Below are 21,850 nucleotides of genomic sequence, written 5' to 3'. Positions count from 1 at the left end.
CCTGTCTGTACGTTCTAGCATCCCGATAGGAAAGCGGTTCGCCGATCATCCGCTCCGATAGACGCTCTTCAAATTCATGAATTCGTGCAGCCCGAACGGGCCGAGTTCGCGGCCATGGCCCGAGCGTTTGACGCCGCCGAAAGGGGCTTCGGGGGCGGAGGCAAGCATCTGGTTCACCGCCGTCATGCCGGCCTGGATGTCGCGGATGAAGCGCGCCTCTTCCGTCGCGTCCGTGGTCCAGACCGACGAACCGAGGCCGAAGGGGATACCATTGGCGATGGCGATCGCGTCGTCGATGTCGGCTGCCCTGAAGAGCATGGCGATGGGGCCGAAAATCTCTTCCCCCATCAAGGCGGGGTCGGTGGGCATGTCGGTCAATATGCCGGCGGTCATGTAGGCGCCGGGACCAGGCAGCGTTTCGCCACCGATCAGGGTCGCGCCGGCGGCCTGCATCTTCCAGACCTGCTCCTGCACGGTGCGGCGCTGTTCTTCGCTGGACAGTGGACCCATGTCGCTGTCCGGGTCGAAAGGATCGCCGGCCTTCACCGCCGCCATCGCGGCCGAGAAGCGGTCCAGAAATGCGTCATAGATATCGGTATGGACGATCATCCGCTTGCCGCAGATGCAGGACTGGCCGCTATTCTGGACCCGCGCCGTTACCGCCTGCTTGACGGCCGCGTCGAGATCGGCCGAGGGCATGACAATGAACGGGTCCGCGCCGCCCAGTTCCAGCACCACCTTCTTGAGCGCCCTGCCCGCCTGTTCCGCCACGGCGCGGCCCGCGCCTTCGCTGCCGGTCAGGGTGACGGCGGCGACGCGATCGTCGGCGATGATCGCCGCCACCGCGTCCGATCGGATCGGCAGGTTCTGGAACAGGCCTTCCGGCGCGCCAGCCACGCCCATCATCTCCTGCATCAGCGCGGCGACGCCCTGCACGTTGCTGGCGTGCTTGAGCAGGCCGACATTGCCCGCAAGAATGCAGGGCGCGAGGAAGCGGACGACCTGCCAATAGGGGAAATTCCACGGCATCACCGCAAGCACCGGGCCGATCGGCAGCCAGACATAATCGGCTTTCCCCCCGGCGGCGAGCGGGATGCTGCCGCCGTCCAGCATGGCCGGGCCGGCCTGCGCATAATGGCGGAAGGCGGCGACGCATTTGTCGACCTCCGCCAGCGCGGATTTCAGCGTCTTGCCCATTTCCAGAGTCGCCATGCGGGCGAGGCGATCACGGTTATCGTGATAGGCGTCGGCCAATGCGGTGAGAAGCGCGACGCGGTCTGCGATGGGGGTGGTCCGCCATGTCGCGAAGGTCGCGGTCGCTTGGTCGAGCGCGGCGTCGATCTGCGCTTCGGTGAATTGTTCGTGAGTGGCGATCTCTTCTCCGGTGGCGGGGTTGATGCTTTTCATGATCGGCTCCGGGGTGATTCGGGTGGGGGAAGGCGATGCGGGCCGCCTTTGCAGGGTCACAACGCGGTCATGGTGCCGAAGTTCACACCGTTCTGGATATGGAAAACGCGAGAAAATGGGGCGAATTGTAACGGCGACGCAATCGCCGCGCGACTGGCGCGCGCCGCCTACGCGCCATGTAGGTCATGGTCACGCGCCCCCGACGCGCCGGGTGGGTCACAACTATTTTCGATGCAGGCGGCGGTAGTCAAGGGGCAGAGCGAGAGGAGCGTACGGATCATCCGACAGGATAGATCAGAGAAAATCCTACATTGGTAGAGGGTATGTTTGAGCGCGCACGGGGAAGACAGCGGGATGCCGGGTCAAGCCCGGCATGACGAAAGGGGAGCAACTGCAATCGACCAGAGGTGGACATTGGCCGACCCTGGCAATCCGTTGGCCCTGAGCGAAGTCGAAGGGCATTGCTGAGCGGAGGCGAAGCATTTGACCTCGCTCCGCTCGGCAGAGGGCTTCGACTTCGCTCAGCCCGAACGGATTTCTTATGTCCGCAATCCACCCTTTCCGTCATTCCCGCGTAGGCGGGAACCCATCTCCCAACCTTTCGACACGGTGCAACCGCCGGAGATGGATCCCCGCCTACGCGGGGATGACGATATGAGAATGGCGCGTCTGGAACCTACCCCTTTTAGCCACTCCCGACCACTCCGCCCGCCCCCATCACCCATGAAAATAGTCATAGACCTGCTGCGCCACCGCCTTCGATACGCCGGGCGCCTTGGCGAGGTCGTCCAGCGCGGCGTCGCGGACGGCGCGGGCGGTGCCGAAATGCATCAGCAGGGCCTTCTTGCGCGCGGGACCGATGCCGGGCACCTCGTCCAGCGACGACACGGTGATCGCCTTGCTGCGCTTGGCCCGGTGCGCGCCGATGGCGAAGCGATGCGCTTCGTCGCGGAGCCTTTGCAGGTAGAAGAGGACGGGATGGTTGACGGGGAAATTGATTTCCCGGCCGTCGAGCATGTGGAAGATTTCGCGCCCGTCGCGGCCATGATGCGGCCCCTTGGCGACGCCGATCATGCAGACATCCTCGATGCCCATTTCCTCCAGCATATTGCGGGCGGCCGATAGCTGGCCCTTGCCGCCGTCGATCAGGACGAGGTCGGGCCATTCGCCGCTGTCGCGATCCGGGTCTTCCTTTTGCGCGCGGCCGAAACGCCGTTCGAACATCTCGCGCATCATCGCGAAATCGTCGTTGCTGGTTTCGGGGTTCTTCATGTTGAACTTGCGATAGGCGTTCTTGCGGAACCCCTCTGGCCCCGCGACGACCATCGCGCCCAGCGCATGTGCGCCCTGAATATGGCTGTTATCGTAGATTTCGATGCGGTCGGGCACGCCCTCCAGCCCGAACGCCTCGACCAGTTCGTCCAGGATCTTGCCCTGGCTGGTCGTTTCGGCAAGGCGGCGGTCGAGCGCCTCCACGGCGTTGCGCTGCGCCTGTTTGATGAGGCGGGTGCGGTCGCCGCGCTGTGGCACTTCGATGCGAACCTTGCCCCCGGCTCGTTCGCTGAGCGCCAGCGCCATCAGTTCGCATTCGGCGGGCTGACGATCGGCCAGTATCAGGCGCGGTGGCGGTACTTCCTCGTAAAATTGCGCCATGAAGCTTTCCAACACCTCATCCTCCGCCACGTCCGCGGTGTGGACGGGGAAGAAGCTGCGATGGCCCCAATTCTGGCCGCCTCGGATGAAGAAAGCCTGGATGCACATCGCCCCGCCCTTTGCCGCCAGCGCGAAGATGTCGGCATCGCCCAGCCCTTCGGCATTGATCGCCTGCGACCCTTGAATGAAGGTCAGCGCCTTCAGCCGGTCACGGATGACCGCCGCCTGCTCGAAATCGAGCGATTCCGCCGCCTGCTCCATCGCGACGCCGAGCTTCTTCTGCACCGCGGTCGATTTGCCGCCGAGGAAGTCCTGCGCGTCGTTGACGAGTTCGGCATAGCCCGCCGCGTCGATCCGATCGACGCAAGGCGCGGAGCAGCGCTTAATTTGATAGAGGAGGCAGGGGCGCGAGCGGTTGGCGAAGAAGCTGTCGGTGCAGGAGCGGAGCAGGAACAGCTTTTGCAGCGCGTTGATGGTGCGCGTGACCGATCCGGCGCTGGCGAAGGGGCCATAATAGCGACCCTTATATTTGCGTGCGCCGCGATGCTTCTGGACGCGGGGGAAGGCGTGGTCCTCGCGCAGCAGGATGAAAGGGAAGCTTTTGTCGTCGCGCAGCAGGACGTTGTAGGGCGGGCGGTAGCGCTTGATGAGTTGCGCTTCCAGCAGCAGCGCTTCGGCTTCGCTGTTGGTGGTGACGATGGTCATGCTGCGCGTCTGAGCGACCATGCGCTGGAGCCGGCGCGGCAGGCGATCGACCTGGGTGTAATTGGCGACGCGGTTCTTGAGCGCGCGGGCCTTGCCCACATAGAGGACGTCGCCGCGCGCATCATGCATCCGGTAGACGCCTGGCCGGATCGGCAGCGTCTTGAGCGTGGTGCGGATCGCCTCCACCCCCGTGTCGATGTCCGGCTGGCTGCCGGTGACGGTGAAGCTTGCCTTGTCTTCGTTGAAACGGTCGGGAGATTGTGGGCCGGACATGCGGGCAGAGATAGCGCCCCCCGCGTCTTTCGCAATGGCAGGGTTGATAGGAGGCGAAGGCGTTCTATCTATACCGCACCGTACAAAAGACTGCGGCCTATCCACAGATCAACAACCACCAGCATCAGAGGGACCACCCAATGAGCGTAAAAGCCTATGGCGCTTATGCGGCCGACAAGCCGTTGGAAGCCATCGATATCGAGCGCCGCCCGGTCGGCGCGCATGACGTGCAGATCGCCATCGCCTATTGCGGCGTGTGCCATTCCGACCTGCATCAGGTTCGGTCCGAATGGGACGGCACGCTGTACCCCTGCGTTCCCGGGCATGAAATCGTCGGCCATGTAACCGCGGTCGGCGACCATGTCTCCACGTTCAAGGTCGGCGACGCGGTCGGCGTCGGCTGCATGGTCGACAGTTGCCAGAGTTGCGCCGCCTGCGACGAAGGGCTGGAGCAATATTGCGAGACCGGCTTCACCGGCACCTATAACGGCCCGACCGCCGATGCCCCCGGCCATACGCTGGGCGGCTATTCGCAGAGCATCACGGTAAAAGACGATTTCGTCCTGAAGATCAGCCATGCGCCGGAGCAACTGGCGGCGGTCGCGCCGCTGCTGTGCGCGGGCATCACCACCTGGTCGCCGCTGCGCCACTGGAAGGCCGGCCCCGGCAAGAAGGTCGGCATCGTCGGGATAGGCGGCCTGGGCCATATGGGCGTGAAGCTGGCCCATGCGCTGGGCGCGCATGTCGTCGCCTTCACGACATCAGAGAGCAAACGGCAGGACGCGTTGGCGCTGGGCGCGCACGAAGTGATCGTCTCGCGCAACGCGGACGAGATGGCAGCGCATGCAGGCAGCTTCGACTTCATCCTGAATACGGTGGCGGCCAGCCACGATCTGGATGCCTTCACCGCGCTGTTGAAGCGGGACGGCACGCTGACGCTGGTCGGCGTCCCCGAACATGCCCACCCCTCGCCCAATGTCGCGGCGCTGATCTTCAGGCGACGGGCGATCGCGGGATCGCTGATCGGCGGCATCGCCGAAACGCAGGAGATGCTCGACTTCTGCGCGGAGAAGGGCATCACGTCCGAGATCGAGATGATCGCGATCCAGGATATCGAAGCGGCTTATGCGCGGATGCAGAAGAGCGACGTCAAATATCGCTTCGTGATCGACAACGCCACGCTGGCGAGGTGACGGGCAGCAGGCGGTTCCGACTGAGCCGCCTGCTCAAGGCCTGGTGACCTTAGACGGACTTTGGCAACATCCGAGGTACGGTCGCCATGTCCCAACAATCCACCCAGTCGGCGATTCACATCGCAAGACGGGATAGTTGGAAACGAAAAGGGCCGGCGCGTTACCGCACCGGCCCTTTTCGTTCAGTCCGTTCGAACCGATCAGTTGATCGTGCCGAGCCCGCCGATGGCGCTATCCACCAGCGCCTTGTCCGCCTTGGCGTCATGGCCCTGGGCGATCAGCACCGCGGCGGCGGCGGTTGCCGCGTTCACGGCCTTGGCGCGGATGGCGGTGATCGCGGCGCGTTCGGCTGCGCCGATCTTGTCTTCCGCCATCTTCTGACGACGGGCGACCAGATCCTCCGCGCTGACCTTCGCGTCGGCGATCAGCCCTTCGGCCTCATGCTCGGCCGCCTTGCGCATGGCGTCGGCTTCGCCAGCCGCGGCGGCCAGCTTGGCTTCATATTCGCCCTTGAGCGCTTCGGCTTCAGCGCGCAGGCGCGAGGCTTCCGCCAGTTGTTCCTTGATCTGGGCGATCCGACCGTCCAGCGCGCCGCCGATCAGGGCGGGCACCTTCTTGACCAGCAGGATGACGATGAAGGCCGCCATCGCCAGGCTGACCCAGGCCGTGGCATCCATGCCGACCGCCTTGGGATCGGTATGGGGTGCGACGCCTTCATGGGCGACGGTGCCGACCGGTTCCATGCCTTCGCTGTGGATCGCCTGGTTCAAGTGCGGAACCTCCGATGCGCTATGGGATGCTGCCTCAGCCATGGGCCAGTGCCGCCTTTACTGCGTTGCGGGCCGCTTCGTCCGACGCTTCCACGCCGGAAATACGCGCCACCATGTCGCGCGCCGCATCGGCCGCGACGGTTTCGATTTCTGCCATCGCGGCTTCGCTGGCGCCCTTGATCCGGGCTTCGGCGGCGGCGATCTTCGTCGCGACGTCCGCATCGGCGGCGGCGAGACGGACTTCCGAAGCCTTGGCGGCTTCGCTCTTGGCCTTGGCCAGAGTCGCCTGGGCCGCGGTGCGGTTGCCGGCGTCACGAACGCGATAGTCCGCTTCCGCTTCGTCGGCGCGCGCGAAGGCGGCCTTGGCGGCATCCAGGTCGCCACTGATCTTCGCGTCGCGCGCGTCCGCCGTACCCTGCACCTTGGGCACCATGCCGAGGCCAATGACGAAGAAGACGAGGCCGAAGGTCAGCAGCAACCAGAAAATCTGGCTGGAGTAGGTATCGGCAATTTGCGCGATTTGAGGCATTTTTACGGTCCGTCCGATCAGAGGGCGGTCAATAAGGGAAGCGGGCAGGATATGGCACGAAGCCGCCCTGCCCGCTCCTAATTTCGTGTGTCAGGCCACGAACACCAGGATCATGGCGATAACGAACGCCAGCAGACCCAGAAGTTCCGCCGCGGCGAAACCGATGAACAGACGACCCTGCTGGCCATCAGCAGCGCCCGGATTGCGCAGCGCGCCTTCCAGGAATGCGCTGAACACGTTGCCCACACCGAGGGCGGCGATGCCCGCACCGATTGCGGCCAGGCCAGCACCGAGCAGCTTTGCGGCTTCTGCGTCCATATCGTAAACTCCCTTGTTAAATCACTAAAAAGTTGAGGAAAATTCCAGGTGAAACTTAGTGCAGATTCTCGGCGTCATTGAGATAGACCGAGGTCAGCAGCGCGAACACATAGGCCTGGATGACCGCGACGAGCATTTCCAGCGCGCTGATGCCGATCATCAGGATGAAGCTGGCGGTGCCGACGGTCAGACCCAAAGCCGGCGAGGCGTTGGCGCTGTTGATGACGAAACCCGCCAGCACCTTCAGCAGCACGTGGCCAGCGGTCATCGCGACGAACAGTCGCAGGCCCAGGCTGAAGGGACGCACCATGAAGGAGACGAGTTCGATGAAGAAGAGCGGCACCACCATCGCGATCGGCGTGCCGTGCGGCACGAACAGCGAGAAGAAGTGGAAGCCATGCTTCCAGAAGCCGACAATCAGCACGATCGAGAAGCTCATGATCGCGAGCACGCCGGTCGCTGTGAAGTGGCTGGTGAAGGTGAAGGGATGCATCCCGATCAGGCCCAGCGGCAGCAGGCCCAGCAGGTTCGCCAGCAGGATGAACATGAACAGCGAGAAGACGTAGGGGATATATTTCTTGCCGCCTTCACCCACGTTGGAGATCAGCAGGTTCTTGATGAAGCCGGTCATATATTCGACCGCCATCTGCCAGCGACCGGGGACCAGTTCGCGCTTCATCCCGCCGATCACGAAGATCCACAGCACCACAGCGGCGAGCACCATATAGAGCGCGCTGTTGGTGAAGGCGATGTTGTAGCCGCCCAGCGACCAATGATCCGTACCGAACAGGGGTTCGATAGCGAATTGGTGCATCGGATCGATCTTGCCGGATTCTGCCACGTTGACCCCTGTAACGCCTAATGTCTTCGGACCAGGACGAAACTGCCTTATTCTTTGGGCGGCTTCGTCGTCGTCAATCTGATGATGTTCCTGAACGCCGCCACGATCCCGAGACCGAGGAAGATGAGCAGGAGCCAGGGTGTCGTGCCAAGCAGCCGGTCGAGAACCCAGCCGATCAACGCACCACCGACAAGACCGCCGATCAGTTCCGCCAGAACCCTGTTGCCCAGCCGCGAACCATCGTCCGCCGCCTGCACAGTGGCTCCTTGCCTGACCTTTTCGACCTGCTCGGCCTGCGCGATCCGCTCCTCCAGGGAAGCGATCCGCGAGTCCTCGCCCGCCGGGTCCTGTCCGGGTGTTTCCGCAGCCATGCATCGTCTCCATCAGGCATTGTCAGCCCGTGGCGTTCGGCATGGCGATTGCGGCTGCACCCGTCAAGGCGAGGCCCCTCTAGAAAGGGTTGGCAGGAGTGTCAACCCCGCGCAAAAGCCGGGAAATCAGCCTTTCGGACTATGACGGGCGACAGCCTTGCATTTAGTCATTTTCCTATTTAGCTAAATAAGAATGGACAAGATCTTCAAGGCCCTGGCGTCCGAACCGCGCCGCCGCATCCTGGAATATCTGGCGGTCGAGCCGATGACCGTGGGCGAGATCGCCGACAATTTCGAGATGGCGATGCCGTCCATTTCGCGGCATCTGGCGGTGCTGAAAGAGGCTGGCGTGGTGCGCGAACAGAAGCGCGGGCAATATGTGCTCTATACACTGGTGGTCGAGGCGCTGACGGGGCAGTTGTACGGGTTTCTGGCGCCTTATTGCGGGGATGCGCAAAGGATTTTGGAGGCTAGGCCGAAGCGGCGTGGGCGAGATTGATGGGAAGAGGAACGTGTCTTTTCGTTATGCAGGGGCAGACCGGCATCCCGCTGTTTATACGCGGAAGAAAAAGCGGGATCCCGGCTTAAGGCCGGGATGACGTTAGGTTAGGCGGCGGCGTTAGGTATGTAGCGCTCTAAGCGTCAGCCGCGAGGCAGTTTCTCTGCGATACGTTCAAATTCTGATGCCGAGAATCCAGTCAGAGTAGGCATTTCCCAATCGAAGAATCGCTTGTCTGAGATCGCGTGCAAAATGAGGCCACGCACGCCAACGAGTTCAAGAAATGACAGCGATGTGTTCGGTACAACGTCGAGTGCAGCCTCAGCGATGCGATCGGCGATGGGTTCAATGCTTGGGCATGTAACGACAAGTTCGCCATCACGCTCCAAAGCGCCCAACGTCATTGCGATCACTCGGCTGAGTTTTTCGTCTTTCAATTGAAAGCTCCCACATAATTAAGGGTCATGCACGGACGTCAGAACGTTCACAAGCGGTCGTCAACAACAACGATCACTCCTCCCCTGAAAGGGGAGGTGGCAGGCCGAAGGCCTGACGGAGGAGTAGTTCGCGGTATGAGATGGCCGGCGTGGGGGCACCCTACCCCTCCGAGGCGCTTCGCGCCCCACCTCCCCTTTCAGGGGAGGAATTTAGTAAGGAAAAAGGCGCGGTAGCCGAACCACCGCGCCTTTTCTGCCTTCTCTATCCCGCTGCGATCAGCCAGCCGTCGCGCAATAAGGCGGCAGAGCGATCGCACCCGCGCCCTTGGTCTGCCAGGCGCCGGCGCCGATGCGGTAGACCTGGCCCTGCTTCACCCGGCTGCTGAGCGTCTGGCAGCCGGTGGCGGCGGCGACATCCTGTACCGTCACGCCGCGCTGGCCGGCCAGTTGGGTGTAGGCGGCGCGGCGCTTGATGTTGATCGCTTCCACTTCGGAACGGACATCGGCGCCGACCGTCCCGGCAATGCCGAGATAGCCGTCGGCCTGCTCACCGACCGTGCCGGCCGACATGGCGGCGGCCACGGCGCCGGACTGGGCGCGTGCGGGGGCGGTCATGATGAAACCGCTGGCCAGCGCAACTGCGGCGCCGGCGGCCAAGATCAGTAGCTTGCGTGTCATTGCGGGAACAACTCCGGATTATTCTGGATAAGATCCTGCGCGTCGCGTTGCAGCTTGACCACGACCTCCTGCTGCACCTTGACGTTCAGGTTGATTTCGATCGGCTTGTCGGGCGCCTTCACCTGAATGCAGCCCCCCAGCGCGGAAGCGGTCAAAGCCGCTGTCATGATTGCCTGTATCTTCATTTCTGCTCCCCGTTTGGCACAGTTTCGCTTTCCGCAGGCTGAACCGCAAGGCCGTTGTTGCTGTTCGCCTTCATCTCCTGCTGCACCTTGTCGCCGATGCTGTTCTGAATGAGCTGCGACGGGTCGATGAAGGATTGGGCGGTGCCGAGCAAGCCGCGGAAGGGCGCCGACACGCGAACGTTGAAGATGAAGGGCAGGCCGATGAAGCTGCGGCTGATGCCCGACGGCGCATCGCCCAACTTGCCGCGATTGACGCCGTTGAATACGACGTTGGTGACCATTTCGCCGTCCAATGCGCCGTCCATCAGGATCGTCAGGCATTTATACTGGAGATCCTTGAGCGCGTCGAACGCCATCTTGCCCATGACGCCAAGCTGTTCGTTGGACACCGGGCCGACATAGGACAGCACGCCGGACTGGCGCGTGGGGTCGCAGGGGATGGTCGGCAGCACGCCTTCGGGCATGATGAGCGGCGGCATACCCTGTTGCCGGGCGACCAGCACGCCGCCGGCCACGCGCCCGCCCTGCGCGTTGAAGATCAGCGGCATGATGCCGTCGAACGTGCCGGTGGCGGAGATATTATCCAACTCCATCGCCTGGATGAAGGCGCCCGCGTCCAGCCCGACCACCCGGAAAGTCAGGTAGCGGTCGACATTGGCGCTGAAATCCATGGTGGTGGGCAGCAGCGTGAGTTCGCCGCCGGAGAAGGGCCAGCCGCCGCCCTCTATCCGCACCTTCTGCCCGGCCTCCAGCCGATAGCGCACGACGCCGTCGCGCACTTCGACGCCCGGATTGACCGACTTGATCCGCACTTCCTGCCCCGGCGCAGTGACCAGGCCGATCAGGTCGGTGAAATGGATTTCGCCCGACAACCCCTCCACCGGGCCGAAGGCGGCGGCGAGATTGGCATTGTCGGTGCGGAAGGTGCCGGTCGATGTCACGGCCGACCCGGTCCAGTCGATACGCCCCTGCCCCGCCACGGTCGCGTTCACATTGGCGACGACGCCGAGCGCGAGTGGGGTCACATCCTCTGGCTGTAAGCCGGGACCGAAGACAAGGTTGGAGACGATCAGGTCGGCATGGCCCTTCCCGCTCGACAGGTCGTGCGCGATATCGGCGCGGGCGACTGTCGCGTCATTGCGCGGCGCATGGAGCGTGCCGTTGGCGGCGATGCGGCCGTCCTTGAGGCTGAGCGTGAAGTCGGGGACCGAGAGCGGGGTGAAGCGCGCAGGCGCCTGCGAATCGCGCACGGTCATGGCGGCGCTGAAAGCCAGCACGCCCTTGGCAAAACTCCAGTCGCCCGCACCCTGTTCGAGGATCAACGGCACGCTGCCGATCTGGCCGCCCGCGCCCGTCACCTTGCCGCCGAAACCGTCTTTGGTCAGCGCGCCGTCCAGAGCCGCGGCGGACAGGCGCACCGGCGCGTCCTGCGGTCCGATCGTGAGGGCCGGATTGGCGAGCGCGAATCCGGTGCGGCCCAGCACGACCCGCGCCTGATCGGCGGTCAGGCGCATCGGGCTGTCCCCGCTGCGGCCGTTCAAGTCGAGGTTGCGGATTTCCGCGCCGCCACTGGCGCCGCCCGACCCAGTCGCGAACATCGCGCCGCCGCCGACCGGACAGAGGGTCTGGCGGGTCTGGCCCAGCGCGAAATTGCCGTAACGCGCCTCGACCAGCGAAACAGGGACGCAAGCGGAGTTGACGGTCAGCGCGCCATTAGCGGCCATGCGCCCTTCGACCGGCAGGCTGAGGCCGCGCAGGCGTCCGTCGGGCAAGGGACCGTCGAGCCGGATTGCGGTGGAAAAGCGGGTCGCGCCACTGGCGTCTGCGGTGAAGCGCACCCGGTCGAGCGCCAGGCGCGCGTCGCCCGCTGCATAGGGATCGACGAACAATTCGCCGCCGAACCCGCCGCCCGGTCGCCGCTTCAGGCGCAGCGCACCCCTGGGCAGGCCGCCGCCATCCGTGGTCAGCGCGCCGTCCAGCGACCAGTCGAGCCCGCCCATCTTGCCCGGCCAGGCCAAAGTGGCGAGTGCCCCCGATGCGAGGCCGACGCGTGCGCCGCTACGCGCGTCGAAACCGGCATCGGTAATGACGACGCTGCCCCTGCCCTGTTTCTGCACCAGCGCAAAACGGGTGTGGAGGCGATTGGCGACGCCGGCCTGTTCGACCGCGTCAGCCAGACGCGCAGCGAGCGGACCCAACGGCGTTCCGACGGCAGCGGCGCGCAAACCGGCCAGGGGATCGCGCCCGGCGAGATGGATATCCTGCCCCGACAGCGCGCCCTTCAGGCTCGTTCCTTCCGCGCCGACGACCCAATCGCCGGTCAACAACGCGTCGCGCAGCAATGTCCCGCGTCCCGTGACCGCCTTCGCGCCCAGACGAACCTTGCCGCCCGTGCGTGCGGCGGTGCCGTTGAAATCGATGCAGCCATCGGGCGACGCCAGGACGAGGCCATTGCCCTTGAACGCTTCGCCCGAAAGGTCGACATGACCGCTCCAGCGGTCGAGCGCCTGCCCAAGGCTGAGGTCGATGGCCGCGACGGGCCGGGCGATCGCCGCCCCCGCGTCGCGACACGCAACGGCGTCGGCGCGCAGCGGACCGGACAGACGGGGCTGCCCCTGCCGCATCGCGACATCGAGCATGGCCGTCGCCTGCGTCAGGCCACAGCCCGCCAGCGACGCGCGGGGCATCGCCGCGGCCAGCTTCCCGCGGAAGCCCGACTGGAGATTGCCGTTGCCGTCAATCTGCATACCCACGCGCCCAGCGTCGGTATCCAGCGTCAGTCGCGCGTCGGCGAGCGCCACGATGATGTCGGGCAGACTGAAGGGCGCAGTCGAATCGGGGTCGCGGAACTTGTCGAGTTCGCCCAGACGCAGGACGCCGTCATGCAGGGAGCCGCGCATCCGCACGCCCCCTGCCCGCACCGCCGCGACCTGCGGCGTCAGGCCGACAAAGGCGATGTCGACCTCCACCCAGCGTGCCGTCAGATCCGGCTTGGCCGGATTGCCCAGCACGATATTTTCGATCCGCTGGGTGCGCAGGCCCACGTCGACCAGATCATAATTGGCCTGCACCCCGCGCCGGTTGAGTTCGCGACTGACGAAATTCTCCGCAATCGGCGCGCGCTGCGTCCACAGCGCCACCAGCACCAGCGCCAGCGACCCGGTGCCGACGCCGAGCCAGCGCAGCCATGCCCGGCGAACCGTCTCTTCGCCGTTCTGTTCTTCCATGCTTATGGCCAACCCCGGCTTGCTGCGACACTGATGGTCCGTAACGGGACCATAACGTCTTCAGCCTCTTAAATATCCTTGCTCCACGATTCCGCAACGCATAGCGTCGCAAAGCCGGTGAAGGGGACGAATGTTTGTCGGAACAGGACGAAAAAGCCCCGCATGACGGCGCCGGCCATCGCGCCCGGTTGCGGCAGAAGCTGGCGGAGAGCGGCGGCGACGCGCTGCACGATCACGAGCTGATCGAATATCTGCTGGCGCTGGCGATTCCCCGGCGCGACACCAAACCGTTGGCCAAGGCGCTGTTGCGCGAATTTGGCGGGATCAGCGGGCTGATGAGCGCCGATTGGCAGGCGATCGCCCGCGTGCCCGGCATGGGCGACACCAGCGTCGCCGCAATCAAGATCGTGCAGGCGAGCGCGCTGCGGATGCTGCGCAACGACGTGGCGGCGCGGCCGGTACTGGCAAGCTGGCAGGCGCTGCTCGACTATCTGCGCGCCGACATGGCGCATCTGCGTGTCGAGCGGGTGCGGGTATTGCACCTCAACAGCCGCAACATGCTGATCCGCGACGATCATATGGGCGACGGATCGATCGACCAGGCGGCCATTTATGTGCGCGAAGTCATCAAGCGGGCGATGGAACTGGGATCGGCGGCGCTGATCCTGGTGCATAACCACCCGTCGGGCGATCCGTCGCCCAGCCGACAGGATATCGACATCACCCGGCAGATCGTGGAGGCGGGCAAGCGGCTGGGCATTGCGGTGCATGATCATATCATCATGGCGGCGAACGGGCATGCCAGCCTGCGGGCGCAAGGCTTGTTATAGAGCGCGTATTTAGCCAAGCGGCTCAACCAAGCAGGCAGCAGCGGAAATAGGATTTCCGCTGCTTAACTTCGCACATTTCCCGCTCATCTTGTCATTTCGTTGCGCGATCGCGATCCTATCGGAAAGCCATGCGCCCAGCGAATGACAGGCACATCATGCCATGACGCAGGAGAATAGGACAGACTTTGATGTCCGTCCCATTCCAGACGCCCTCAGCCGTCGAAGCCAAAATTGAGGAATTCCGGAACCGGGCCGTTCCAGCCGTCGTCCGGGCCGTCATCGGCCTGTTCGTTGCGGCGGCGCGGCGGCGGGGCGGATGCGGTGCGATCGGGCCGCGCACCTCGCGAACGATCATCACGAGGCCTTTCCTCCCGCGGCGCTTCGTCGCGGGGGCGCTCTTCGCCGGCGCGATCCTGCAGGGGCCTCTTTTCGTTTGGCCTATCTTCGCGCTGCCTGTCTTCGCGCGGTTTGCGCTCCGAACGGGCGCCGCGACCTTCGCTGCGCTTCTCTTCGCGCGCAGGTTCGGGGCGCTCTTCGACGGTCGGCGCGTTGATATATTCGATCTTCGTGCCGATCAGCTTCTGGATATTGTCGATCGCCTCGGCATCCTCCGCCGTGACGAAGGTATAGGCGGTGCCGGTCGCGCCCGCACGGCCGGTGCGGCCGATGCGATGCACATAATCGTCCGGGTGCCAGGGGGCGTCATAGTTGAAGACGTGACTGACGCCCTTGATGTCCAGTCCGCGCGCAGCGACATCCGACGCGACGAGGATGTTCACGGTGCCGTCGCGGAACCGCTCCAGTTCAGCGATGCGCGAGCCCTGGTCGATATCGCCATGAATCTCGCCCGACTTGAAGCCCGCACGCTGCAGGCTCTTGTTCAGGTCGCGCACGGTCGTCTTGCGATTGCAGAAGATGACCGCGCTGGTCACGTCCTCGGCTTCCAGCATGTCGCGCAGCGCATCGCGCTTCTTGCGCGAATCGACCTTCACCAGCCGCTGGGTGATGTTGGTCGATGCGGTGGCTGGGCGCGCCACTTCGATCGACTTGGGGTTGGACAGGAATTTGTCGGCCAGCTTCTTGATGACCGGCGGCATGGTTGCGGAAAAGAGCAAAGTCTGGCGCTGCGCGGGCAGCTTGGTGCAGATTTCCTCGATATCCGGGATGAAGCCCATGTCGAGCATCCGGTCGGCCTCGTCGATCACCAGTAGCGAACAGCCGTTGAGCATGATCTTGCCGCGACCGAACAGGTCCATCAGGCGGCCCGGCGTCGCGATCAACACGTCGACGCCCTTTTCGAGCGCGGCCAACTGGTCCCCCATCGACACGCCGCCGATCAGCAGCGCCATCGAGAGCTTGTGATATTTGCCGTATTTCTCGAAATTTTCCGCGACCTGCGCGGCAAGTTCGCGCGTTGGCTCCAGGATCAGCGAACGCGGCATCCGCGCGCGGCTGCGGCCATGGGCGAGGATGTCGATCATCGGCAGCACGAAGCTGGCGGTCTTTCCCGTCCCCGTCTGGGCGATACCGATAATGTCGCGCATCATCAGGACGGAGGGAATCGCCTGCGCCTGAATGGGGGTGGGCGTGTCGTAACCGGATTCGGTTACGGCCCTGAGCAATTCGTCGGAAAGGCCGAGATCGGCAAAAGTCATTCAATGGTCCGGGAACAGGAGGCTTATCCGTCCTGCGCGGATGCGAGACGGAAATCGGCCGCGCATTGCGGAAATATCGGCCTCTTGTCAAGAAAATCGCGCGGTTGCCGGGCTGTGGCGACCGATCAATCTTCTTCTTCGACCGGGATCAGGCGACGAAAACTGTCGATTGCGCAGCTCAGGCCGCTGCGCGCCTGCAATTCGTCGCGGCCCGAACATAGCGATCCATCCTCGTCCGGTTCGACATAGAAACCGGAATAGAAGCCGATTGAGTCGCAGCCCTTTTCCAGCCGCGCCCGATAGCGATGATTGTCGGCGAGAATCAGGTCAACGCCATTGTCCACAACGATGTTGGCACCGCGTATCGAGCGCAAGGCGACACAGCGCGGCCCCTTCTTTTCCTGCCAGGCATCGCGCCCATCGGGCGCGATCCGGGCGGGCGCGCGCCCCTTGCGCACCATCGGCACGCGAATGATGACGCGCTGCTGGATAGACAATTGCGCCCATTGGACCGGATCGCCGGTCGATGCGGAAAGCAGCAGCAAAATGGAATGAACCAAGACGGACCCCTTTATGGGATGCGGATGCTATCGAGCGATGGTTGAACCGTCGATGAATTCCGGGGCATAAGCCCGTCCCATGATTGGACAAGATGGCATCGACCGCTTCATCGCCCTGCTCGGCCCCAAGGGGGTCGTCACCGATCCCGACGATATCACTCCCTGGGTGAGCGACTGGCGCGGCCGTTATCATGGCGCGGCCGCCGCCATCCTGTCGCCCGCCTCCACGCAGGAGGTCGCCGCGACCGTAGCGCTGGCCGCGGAACTGGGCGTGGCGCTGGTGCCACAGGGCGGCAATACGTCGATGGTGGGCGGCGCGACCCCGCCGGCGGACGGGTCGGCGCTGATCCTGTCGCTGCGGCGGATGAACCGAATCCGCAGCCTGTCGCCGGACGATAATCTGGCAGTATGCGAGGCAGGCGTTATCCTGAGCGTGCTGCACGATGCAGCCGAGGAACAGGGCAGGCGTTTTCCGCTGAGTTTGGGCGCGAAGGGGTCCGCGACGATAGGCGGGCTGGTGTCCACCAATGCCGGCGGCACGCAGGTCTTGCGCCATGGGACGATGCGCGCGCTGGTCGAAGGGATCGAGGCGGTGCTGCCCGACGGCAGCATATTCGAGGGACTCGACGCGCTCAAGAAGGACAATCGCGGCTACGACATCAAACAGTTGCTGATCGGCGCGGAAGGGACGCTGGGCGTCGTCACCGCCGCAGCGCTGCGGCTGGCGCCCGCCATCGCCGCGCGGGCGGTGGGCTGGGTCGGGGTGCAGACGCCCGCGGACGCGCTGGCGCTGCTGCGGCTGGCCGAAACCATGCTGGGCGACAGCGTGGAGGGGTTCGAGGTGATCGCCGACGAGACGCTGGGCTTCGTGCTGGGGCATATCCCCGGCACCCGATCGCCGATCGAGACGCGCACGCCCTGGCATGTGCTGATCGAGGTCGATCATGCCGACCTGTCCGAACCGGGACCGTCCGAGCGGCTTGAGGCTGCGCTGGCCGAGGCGTTCGAGCGGGGCATTGCGATCGACGCGGCGCTCGCCACCAACGAAGCACAGGCCGACGCCTTCTGGCGCATCCGCGAGTCGCTGTCGGAATCGGAAAAGGCGCAGGGTCCGGCGCTGCAATATGACATCAGCGTGCCGGTGGCGAAGATGCCCGCCTTCATGATCGACGCGGCGGCGGCGGCCGAAGCGCGCTTCCCCGGCACCACCGCCTCTTCCTTCGGCCATCTGGGCGATGGCAACGTCCATTTCCACGTGCGCGCGCCCAAGGGGACCAGCGACGGGCCGGCCTGGATTGCCGCGCAGGGCCAGGCGATCAACGGCTTCGTCCATGATGCGGTGGTCGCTGCGGGCGGCTCCATCTCCGCCGAACATGGCATCGGCCAGATGAAGCGCGCTGAACTGGGGCGCCTCGCCAGCCCGGCGCGGATCGGCGCGTTGCGCGCGATCAAGGCGGCGTTCGATCCCCGCGGGCTTTTCAATCCGGACAAGCTCATTCCGCTGCCCGACGAAGGTTGAGGACTTCAGGCTGAAGACCGCCCGCCGACAAACCGATTGCCTCCGACCGACAAGGCCATTATCGCCCTGCCCCAATATTCAGCCCGCGGCGCGCAGGTAAAGGCGGCCGCAAATTGACAGAATGGACCCGGACCATGGCCAGCGCGCCCGCCAACAACCTGCCGATCTTCTACAATGATCTCCTTCCGCTGAGCAGCGTGGACCATGTCGATTATCGCACCCGTCAGGTCGAATCGGCGCCGTTCCTGACGACGCAGCACGCCATTCCGCTGACGATCGACGAATTCGTCCCGGCCCAGCGCTTCGCCCCGATCATTTTTTCGGCCGGTGGCGATCCCGTGCCGCTGCTGCTGATGGGCCTCAACGAAGGCGTCAACACGTTCGTCGATGACGAAGGCAAGCTGCGCGGCCCGGCCTATGTCCCGGCCTATGTCCGCCGCTATCCTTGGATGCTGGCCAAGCTGCGCCCCGACAGCGAGGATCTGTCGCTCTGCTTCGACCCCACCAGCCCGGCGATCGGCGCGTTCGACGACGGCCAGCCGCTGTTCGACGATGGCAAGCCCAGCGAACTGACGCAGGGGGTGATGAAGTTCTGCGAGGATTTCGAGCAGGCCGCGGCGCGCACCGGCCAGTTCGTCCGCGACCTGCAGGACATGGACCTGCTGATGGACGGTGAAGTCGCGATCCAGACCCCGGTCGCCGAACAGCCCTTCGTCTATCGCGGCTTCCGCATGATCAACGAGGAAAAGCTGCGCGACCTGCGCGGCGACCAACTGCGCAAGATCAACCAGAACGGTATGCTGCCTTTGATCCACGCGCATCTTTTCTCGCTGCAGTTGATGCGCGACATCTTCGAGGCGCAGGTCGGCCAGGGCAAAGGTCCGATAGCCCTTCCCGCCGCCGCGGCCGAGCCGGCATCGGAAGTGGCCGGCGCCTGAACGAGAAATTAACCCGAAAGGGTTTGAAAAATTGATGGAAAGGGCATCGCATCCCCCTTGTAAGGCGATGCGACCTGCCCTATCTATCAATCATGCGATGCACCTGCCCCCCTTTCGGGTGTGTCGTATGGGCGCCTCCCCCTTTGGAGGCGTCTCCTCCCTGAACCTTGGCCACCCCATGCATCGCATGGGGTGGTTTTTTATGTGGGAAACCGGCGCATGTTCTGCATGAAATGGTTTTTACAGGCCCCGGCGCAGACACGCCAGTTTCGCTTGACGCAGCCGGCAGCCATGCCTAAAGGCCACCCCCTGCCGACCGCCTAACGCGGTCCATGGCCCCTTCGTCTAGCGGTTAGGACGCGGCCCTCTCACGGCTGAAACACGGGTTCGATTCCCGTAGGGGTCACCAAAATACTCTCCCAGAGAGTATCAGAATGTGCCGGGAACGGCGGATTTCTGCGGTTTTTCATGGTATAGGTATCCCATACGGAGCGGTCTCGGACCACCGGATACCAGCAACTTGATGGTATGTCTGATGGTAGCGCGGCCCTCCTCGAAAAGGAGATACCATCATGGCGCTCACCGCCGCTGCGATCAAAAACGCCAAGGGCAAAGACAAGCCCTATAAACTCACCGATAGCGATGGCCTTTTCCTCTATGTGGCACCCAATGGTGGGCGCTACTGGCGGATGAATTATCGCCACCTTGGCAAACAAAAGACGTTGGCCTTCGGGATTTATCCCGACATCGGCCTTGCCGATGCCCGCGAGCAGCGCGACGCCGCCCGCAAAATGCTGGCGAAGGGGAATGATCCTGCCGAGAAGATCAGGCTGGATCGGATTGCCGCGACCGTGGCCGCGTCCAACAGCTTCGAGGCGGTTGCCGACGAATGGCTGGTGAAAGTCGAACGCGAAGGCCGTTCCGCCGTAACAATGAAGAAGCTGCGCTGGCTACTGACCTTAATCAATGCGTCGCTTGGCAAGCGCCCTGTCACCGCCATCACCGCGCAGGAGGTCTTGACCATGCTGCGTAAAATGGAGGGCAAGGGCCGCTACGAGACGGCTAAGCGCCTGCGCAGCACGTGCAGCCAGATATTCCGCTACGCCATCGCCACGGCGCGCGCGGAGCGTGACGTGGCAGCCGACCTGCGCGGCGCTCTCATCGCGCCCAAGCCCGTCCACAGGGCCGCCATCACCAGCGCGGACAATGCGGGCGGACTGTTGCGCGCCATTGAGGCGTTCGAGGGTTTTGCAAACACCAAAGCAGCGCTGCAACTGCTTCCGCACGTGTTCGTGCGCCCAGGCGAGCTACGCCATGCCGAATGGGCCGACTTCGATTTCGACAAGGCGCTGTGGACCATCCCGGCGCACAAGACCAAAATGCGCCGCGCCCATCCTATCCCACTCTCCCGGCAGGCATTGGCGATCCTTGGCACCATCGAACATGATGCCGACTATAGCCGCTACCTGTTCCCGTCGCTCCGCTCGGTGGACCGGCCCATGTCAGAGAACACCATCAACGCCGCGTTGCGGCGCATGGGCTTCGCACAGGATGAAATGACCGGCCACGGCTTCCGGGCGATGGCGGCGACACTGCTCAACGAAATGGGACTATGGCATCCCGACGCGATCGAGCGGCAGCTTGCCCATTGCGACAACAACGCCGTGCGTCGCGCATACACGCGGGGCGAATATTGGGACGAGCGGGTCCGCATGATGCAGCACTGGTCCGACCATCTCGACTTGCTGCGCGACGGGCATAAGGTCTTAACCGGCAAGTTCGGTAAGGCGAAGAGCCAAGCCGCCTGATCGCAAGCCGTAGATGTTGCCGTGCCCACGCCTGCAACAGGTTGGGCACGGCAACATGATCAAACGCCCAACTCCTCCCGATAGCTTACCGGATCGGCAATCCAGCGGTTGATGGCGGACTCGCGCCAGCCAGCGCCGTGGACGCTGATCTTCACTTGGCGCGGGAAAGTGCCTTCGCCCATTTTGCGATAAAGCGTCGTGCGGGAAAGCCCTGTGCGGGCGAGGACGGTTTTCAGGCGAATGATACGATCAGGGTTGTTCATGGGGCAGTCTCTTCAAATCGGGATGTTGCACGCGCCCCCGGCCACGAGCATTGGATGCCTTGCCGTCCCGGACAAGAGTGTTCCGGGCGCGCAGGCAGCTACGCTTTCATGGGTCGGAGAACGCTGGCGGAAATTGGCGGTCAGCGGCGGAAGACAGCGGAATTTGGCGTAGGCTTCTCACTGATAGCGATCAGCGAAGATTTTTTCCCAGCCTGTACCAAAGTTTCACGCCAAGCCTTCTCATCCGCCCCGTCTCAGGGGACAGCCAGCAGGCGTTAGGTCGAGTCGTTCATGGGAGGCTCCTTTGAAAGGACCACCGTCGAAAGCGTCATGAAGCAAACTCATGTTCTCCCGCACCCTATGCGCTGTCAAGAAGGCCGATACCGTGTCGTTCCTTCCCATCCAGGTTGAAATATAACGCTAAGTGTTATATGCAACCTCAGAGAGCAGGAGAACCGCCATCGCGCGCATCTTCAAAAATGGTTGGTTCGAGCGCTTCGCGCGAAAAGAGCGGATTGCCGACGCCTCGCTTCGTGAAGCCGTGGAGCGCGCAGAAAGCGGTCTGATGGATGCCGATCTTGGCGGCGGCGTCATCAAGCAGCGGGTCGCGCGCACTGGGCAAGGTAAGTCGGGCGGCTATCGCACGTTGATCCTGTTCCGGCAGGGTGACAAGGCGATATTCGCTTTCGGGTTCGCCAAGAGTGCGCAGGCGAACATATCAAAGGCGGACCTGGCCTTGCTCCGCGACGCGGCGAGCGAGGCACTGGAATGGAGCGCTGGGGAACTGGACCGTTTGGTAACGTTGGGAACGCTGGTGGAGATAGACGATGGGAACCGTGATGAAGGATAAGGGCTATCGCAGCGAGATTGCGGGCGCGATCCATGAAATGATGAGCGACGCCCACGACGCGGGCGTGGTGTCGCGCGCGACGCTGCGTACATTCGATGAAACGTGCCTTGCCCCCGCCCCTGCACTGGCAGGCGACGAAATCCGGGCGATCCGCGAGCGTGAGCATGTCTCGCAGCCGGTGTTCGCCGCCTATCTCAACGTCTCGCGTAATCTTGTTTCGGATTGGGAACGCGGTGTGAAGCGGCCCGGTGGACCTGCCCTGCGCCTTCTGTCGATCATCCAGCGCAAGGGTTTGCAGGCGGTCGCGTAGCTGCTCCTTTCGGAAAGACCTATTTGTCGCC

At 63.9% G+C, this 21,850-nt stretch carries 22 protein-coding genes and 1 tRNA gene; 9 read left to right on the top strand and 14 right to left on the bottom strand.

Translation table 11 applies throughout. From position 1 onward, the window contains the following. Positions 1–45 precede the first annotated feature (45 nt). The gene (locus K9B33_RS14645) at positions 46–1,410 is read right to left on the bottom strand and encodes an NAD-dependent succinate-semialdehyde dehydrogenase (RefSeq protein WP_224549928.1); all 1,365 of its coding nucleotides are present in this window, start codon (positions 1,408–1,410) and stop codon (positions 46–48) included. Positions 1,411–2,124: 714 nt separating this feature from the next. After that, positions 2,125–4,038 carry an excinuclease ABC subunit UvrC gene (gene uvrC / locus K9B33_RS14640; RefSeq protein WP_224549793.1) on the bottom strand — a complete coding sequence of 638 codons (1,914 nt, stop codon included), beginning with the start codon at positions 4,036–4,038 and terminating at the stop codon, positions 2,125–2,127. 140 nt (positions 4,039–4,178) lie between these two features. On the opposite strand from uvrC, the gene K9B33_RS14635 reads away from it, so the two are divergent. Then, the gene (locus K9B33_RS14635) at positions 4,179–5,231 is read left to right on the top strand and encodes an NAD(P)-dependent alcohol dehydrogenase (protein WP_224549791.1); all 1,053 of its coding nucleotides are present in this window, start codon (positions 4,179–4,181) and stop codon (positions 5,229–5,231) included. Between the two features lie 200 nt (positions 5,232–5,431). On the opposite strand, the gene K9B33_RS14630 is transcribed toward K9B33_RS14635, so the two are convergent. From K9B33_RS14630 to K9B33_RS14610, 5 genes are all read right to left on the bottom strand, one after another. Then, a complete protein-coding gene (locus K9B33_RS14630) occupies positions 5,432–6,043 on the bottom strand; it encodes a F0F1 ATP synthase subunit B (protein ID WP_224549790.1) in 612 nt (203 codons plus the stop codon). After that, complete coding sequence (locus K9B33_RS14625) at positions 6,036–6,530, bottom strand: ATPase (protein ID WP_224549788.1); 495 nt, start codon at positions 6,528–6,530, stop codon at positions 6,036–6,038. Before K9B33_RS14625 ends, K9B33_RS14630 begins: the two co-directional genes overlap by 8 nt. Positions 6,531–6,620: 90 nt before the next feature. Continuing rightward, on the bottom strand, positions 6,621–6,848 hold the full coding sequence (locus tag K9B33_RS14620; protein ID WP_006961951.1) for a F0F1 ATP synthase subunit C: 228 nt from the start codon (positions 6,846–6,848) through the stop codon (positions 6,621–6,623). Between the two features lie 55 nt (positions 6,849–6,903). Next, positions 6,904–7,689 (bottom strand): F0F1 ATP synthase subunit A, encoded by a 786-nt coding sequence (locus K9B33_RS14615; protein WP_224549786.1) that lies wholly within the window; start codon positions 7,687–7,689, stop codon positions 6,904–6,906. A gap of 47 nt (positions 7,690–7,736) precedes the next feature. Beyond that, positions 7,737–8,060 (bottom strand): AtpZ/AtpI family protein, encoded by a 324-nt coding sequence (locus K9B33_RS14610; RefSeq protein WP_224549784.1) that lies wholly within the window; start codon positions 8,058–8,060, stop codon positions 7,737–7,739. Positions 8,061–8,253: 193 nt separating this feature from the next. Between K9B33_RS14610 and K9B33_RS14605 the strand changes: the two genes are divergently transcribed. Continuing rightward, positions 8,254–8,559 carry a metalloregulator ArsR/SmtB family transcription factor gene (locus K9B33_RS14605; RefSeq protein ID WP_224549782.1) on the top strand — a complete coding sequence of 102 codons (306 nt, stop codon included), beginning with the start codon at positions 8,254–8,256 and terminating at the stop codon, positions 8,557–8,559. A 143-nt stretch (positions 8,560–8,702) separates the two neighbouring features. Here the strand turns inward: K9B33_RS14605 and K9B33_RS14600 are convergent, their stop codons facing one another. From K9B33_RS14600 to K9B33_RS14585, 4 genes are all read right to left on the bottom strand, one after another. Further along, positions 8,703–8,996 (bottom strand): hypothetical protein, encoded by a 294-nt coding sequence (locus K9B33_RS14600; protein ID WP_224549780.1) that lies wholly within the window; start codon positions 8,994–8,996, stop codon positions 8,703–8,705. 276 nt (positions 8,997–9,272) lie between these two features. Beyond that, on the bottom strand, positions 9,273–9,674 hold the full coding sequence (locus K9B33_RS14595; protein ID WP_224549778.1) for a YdbL family protein: 402 nt from the start codon (positions 9,672–9,674) through the stop codon (positions 9,273–9,275). Continuing rightward, positions 9,671–9,859 carry a YnbE family lipoprotein gene (locus tag K9B33_RS14590; protein WP_066601632.1) on the bottom strand — a complete coding sequence of 63 codons (189 nt, stop codon included), beginning with the start codon at positions 9,857–9,859 and terminating at the stop codon, positions 9,671–9,673. Before K9B33_RS14590 ends, K9B33_RS14595 begins: the two co-directional genes overlap by 4 nt. Continuing rightward, positions 9,856–13,086 carry a YdbH domain-containing protein gene (locus K9B33_RS14585; RefSeq protein WP_224549776.1) on the bottom strand — a complete coding sequence of 1,077 codons (3,231 nt, stop codon included), beginning with the start codon at positions 13,084–13,086 and terminating at the stop codon, positions 9,856–9,858. The genes K9B33_RS14590 and K9B33_RS14585 overlap by 4 nt, the downstream gene beginning before the upstream one ends. Positions 13,087–13,220: 134 nt before the next feature. Between K9B33_RS14585 and radC the strand changes: the two genes are divergently transcribed. After that, positions 13,221–13,916, top strand: a complete 696-nt coding sequence (radC, locus tag K9B33_RS14580; RefSeq protein ID WP_224549774.1) for a RadC family protein — start codon at positions 13,221–13,223, stop codon at positions 13,914–13,916. A gap of 212 nt (positions 13,917–14,128) precedes the next feature. On the opposite strand, the gene K9B33_RS14575 is transcribed toward radC, so the two are convergent. Together K9B33_RS14575 and K9B33_RS14570 are read right to left on the bottom strand one after the other, a co-directional pair. After that, entirely contained in the window at positions 14,129–15,571 is a 1,443-nt protein-coding gene (locus K9B33_RS14575) for a DEAD/DEAH box helicase (RefSeq protein ID WP_224549772.1), read from the bottom strand. A gap of 125 nt (positions 15,572–15,696) precedes the next feature. Continuing rightward, a complete protein-coding gene (locus K9B33_RS14570; RefSeq protein WP_224549770.1) occupies positions 15,697–16,131 on the bottom strand; it encodes a hypothetical protein in 435 nt (144 codons plus the stop codon). A gap of 79 nt (positions 16,132–16,210) precedes the next feature. On the opposite strand from K9B33_RS14570, the gene K9B33_RS14565 reads away from it, so the two are divergent. From K9B33_RS14565 to K9B33_RS14550, 4 genes are all read left to right on the top strand, one after another. Next, positions 16,211–17,650: an FAD-binding oxidoreductase gene (locus tag K9B33_RS14565; RefSeq protein WP_224549769.1), complete on the top strand. Its 1,440-nt coding sequence runs from the start codon at positions 16,211–16,213 to the stop codon at positions 17,648–17,650. 134 nt (positions 17,651–17,784) lie between these two features. Beyond that, positions 17,785–18,588 (top strand): SapC family protein, encoded by an 804-nt coding sequence (locus tag K9B33_RS14560; RefSeq protein ID WP_224549768.1) that lies wholly within the window; start codon positions 17,785–17,787, stop codon positions 18,586–18,588. A gap of 334 nt (positions 18,589–18,922) precedes the next feature. Continuing rightward, positions 18,923–18,997: transfer RNA gene (locus K9B33_RS14555), tRNA-Glu, on the top strand. A 163-nt stretch (positions 18,998–19,160) separates the two neighbouring features. Continuing rightward, positions 19,161–20,396: a tyrosine-type recombinase/integrase gene (locus tag K9B33_RS14550; protein WP_224549767.1), complete on the top strand. Its 1,236-nt coding sequence runs from the start codon at positions 19,161–19,163 to the stop codon at positions 20,394–20,396. 59 nt (positions 20,397–20,455) lie between these two features. Here K9B33_RS14550 and K9B33_RS14545 read toward each other — a convergent pair whose 3' ends face one another. After that, complete coding sequence (locus K9B33_RS14545; RefSeq protein WP_009820702.1) at positions 20,456–20,659, bottom strand: helix-turn-helix transcriptional regulator; 204 nt, start codon at positions 20,657–20,659, stop codon at positions 20,456–20,458. 424 nt (positions 20,660–21,083) lie between these two features. On the opposite strand from K9B33_RS14545, the gene K9B33_RS14540 reads away from it, so the two are divergent. Then, positions 21,084–21,509, top strand: a complete 426-nt coding sequence (locus tag K9B33_RS14540; RefSeq protein ID WP_224549766.1) for a type II toxin-antitoxin system RelE/ParE family toxin — start codon at positions 21,084–21,086, stop codon at positions 21,507–21,509. Next, entirely contained in the window at positions 21,499–21,819 is a 321-nt protein-coding gene (locus K9B33_RS14535; RefSeq protein ID WP_224549927.1) for a helix-turn-helix domain-containing protein, read from the top strand. Before K9B33_RS14540 ends, K9B33_RS14535 begins: the two co-directional genes overlap by 11 nt. The last annotated feature ends 31 nt before the right edge of the window (positions 21,820–21,850 follow it).

Origin of the sequence: Sphingobium sp. 3R8 (assembly GCF_020166615.1) — a bacterium.
Lineage (GTDB): Bacteria > Pseudomonadota > Alphaproteobacteria > Sphingomonadales > Sphingomonadaceae > Sphingobium > Sphingobium bisphenolicum.
Note: the sequence above shows the minus strand (reverse complement) of the source record. Positions and strands in the feature narration are given on the sequence as shown.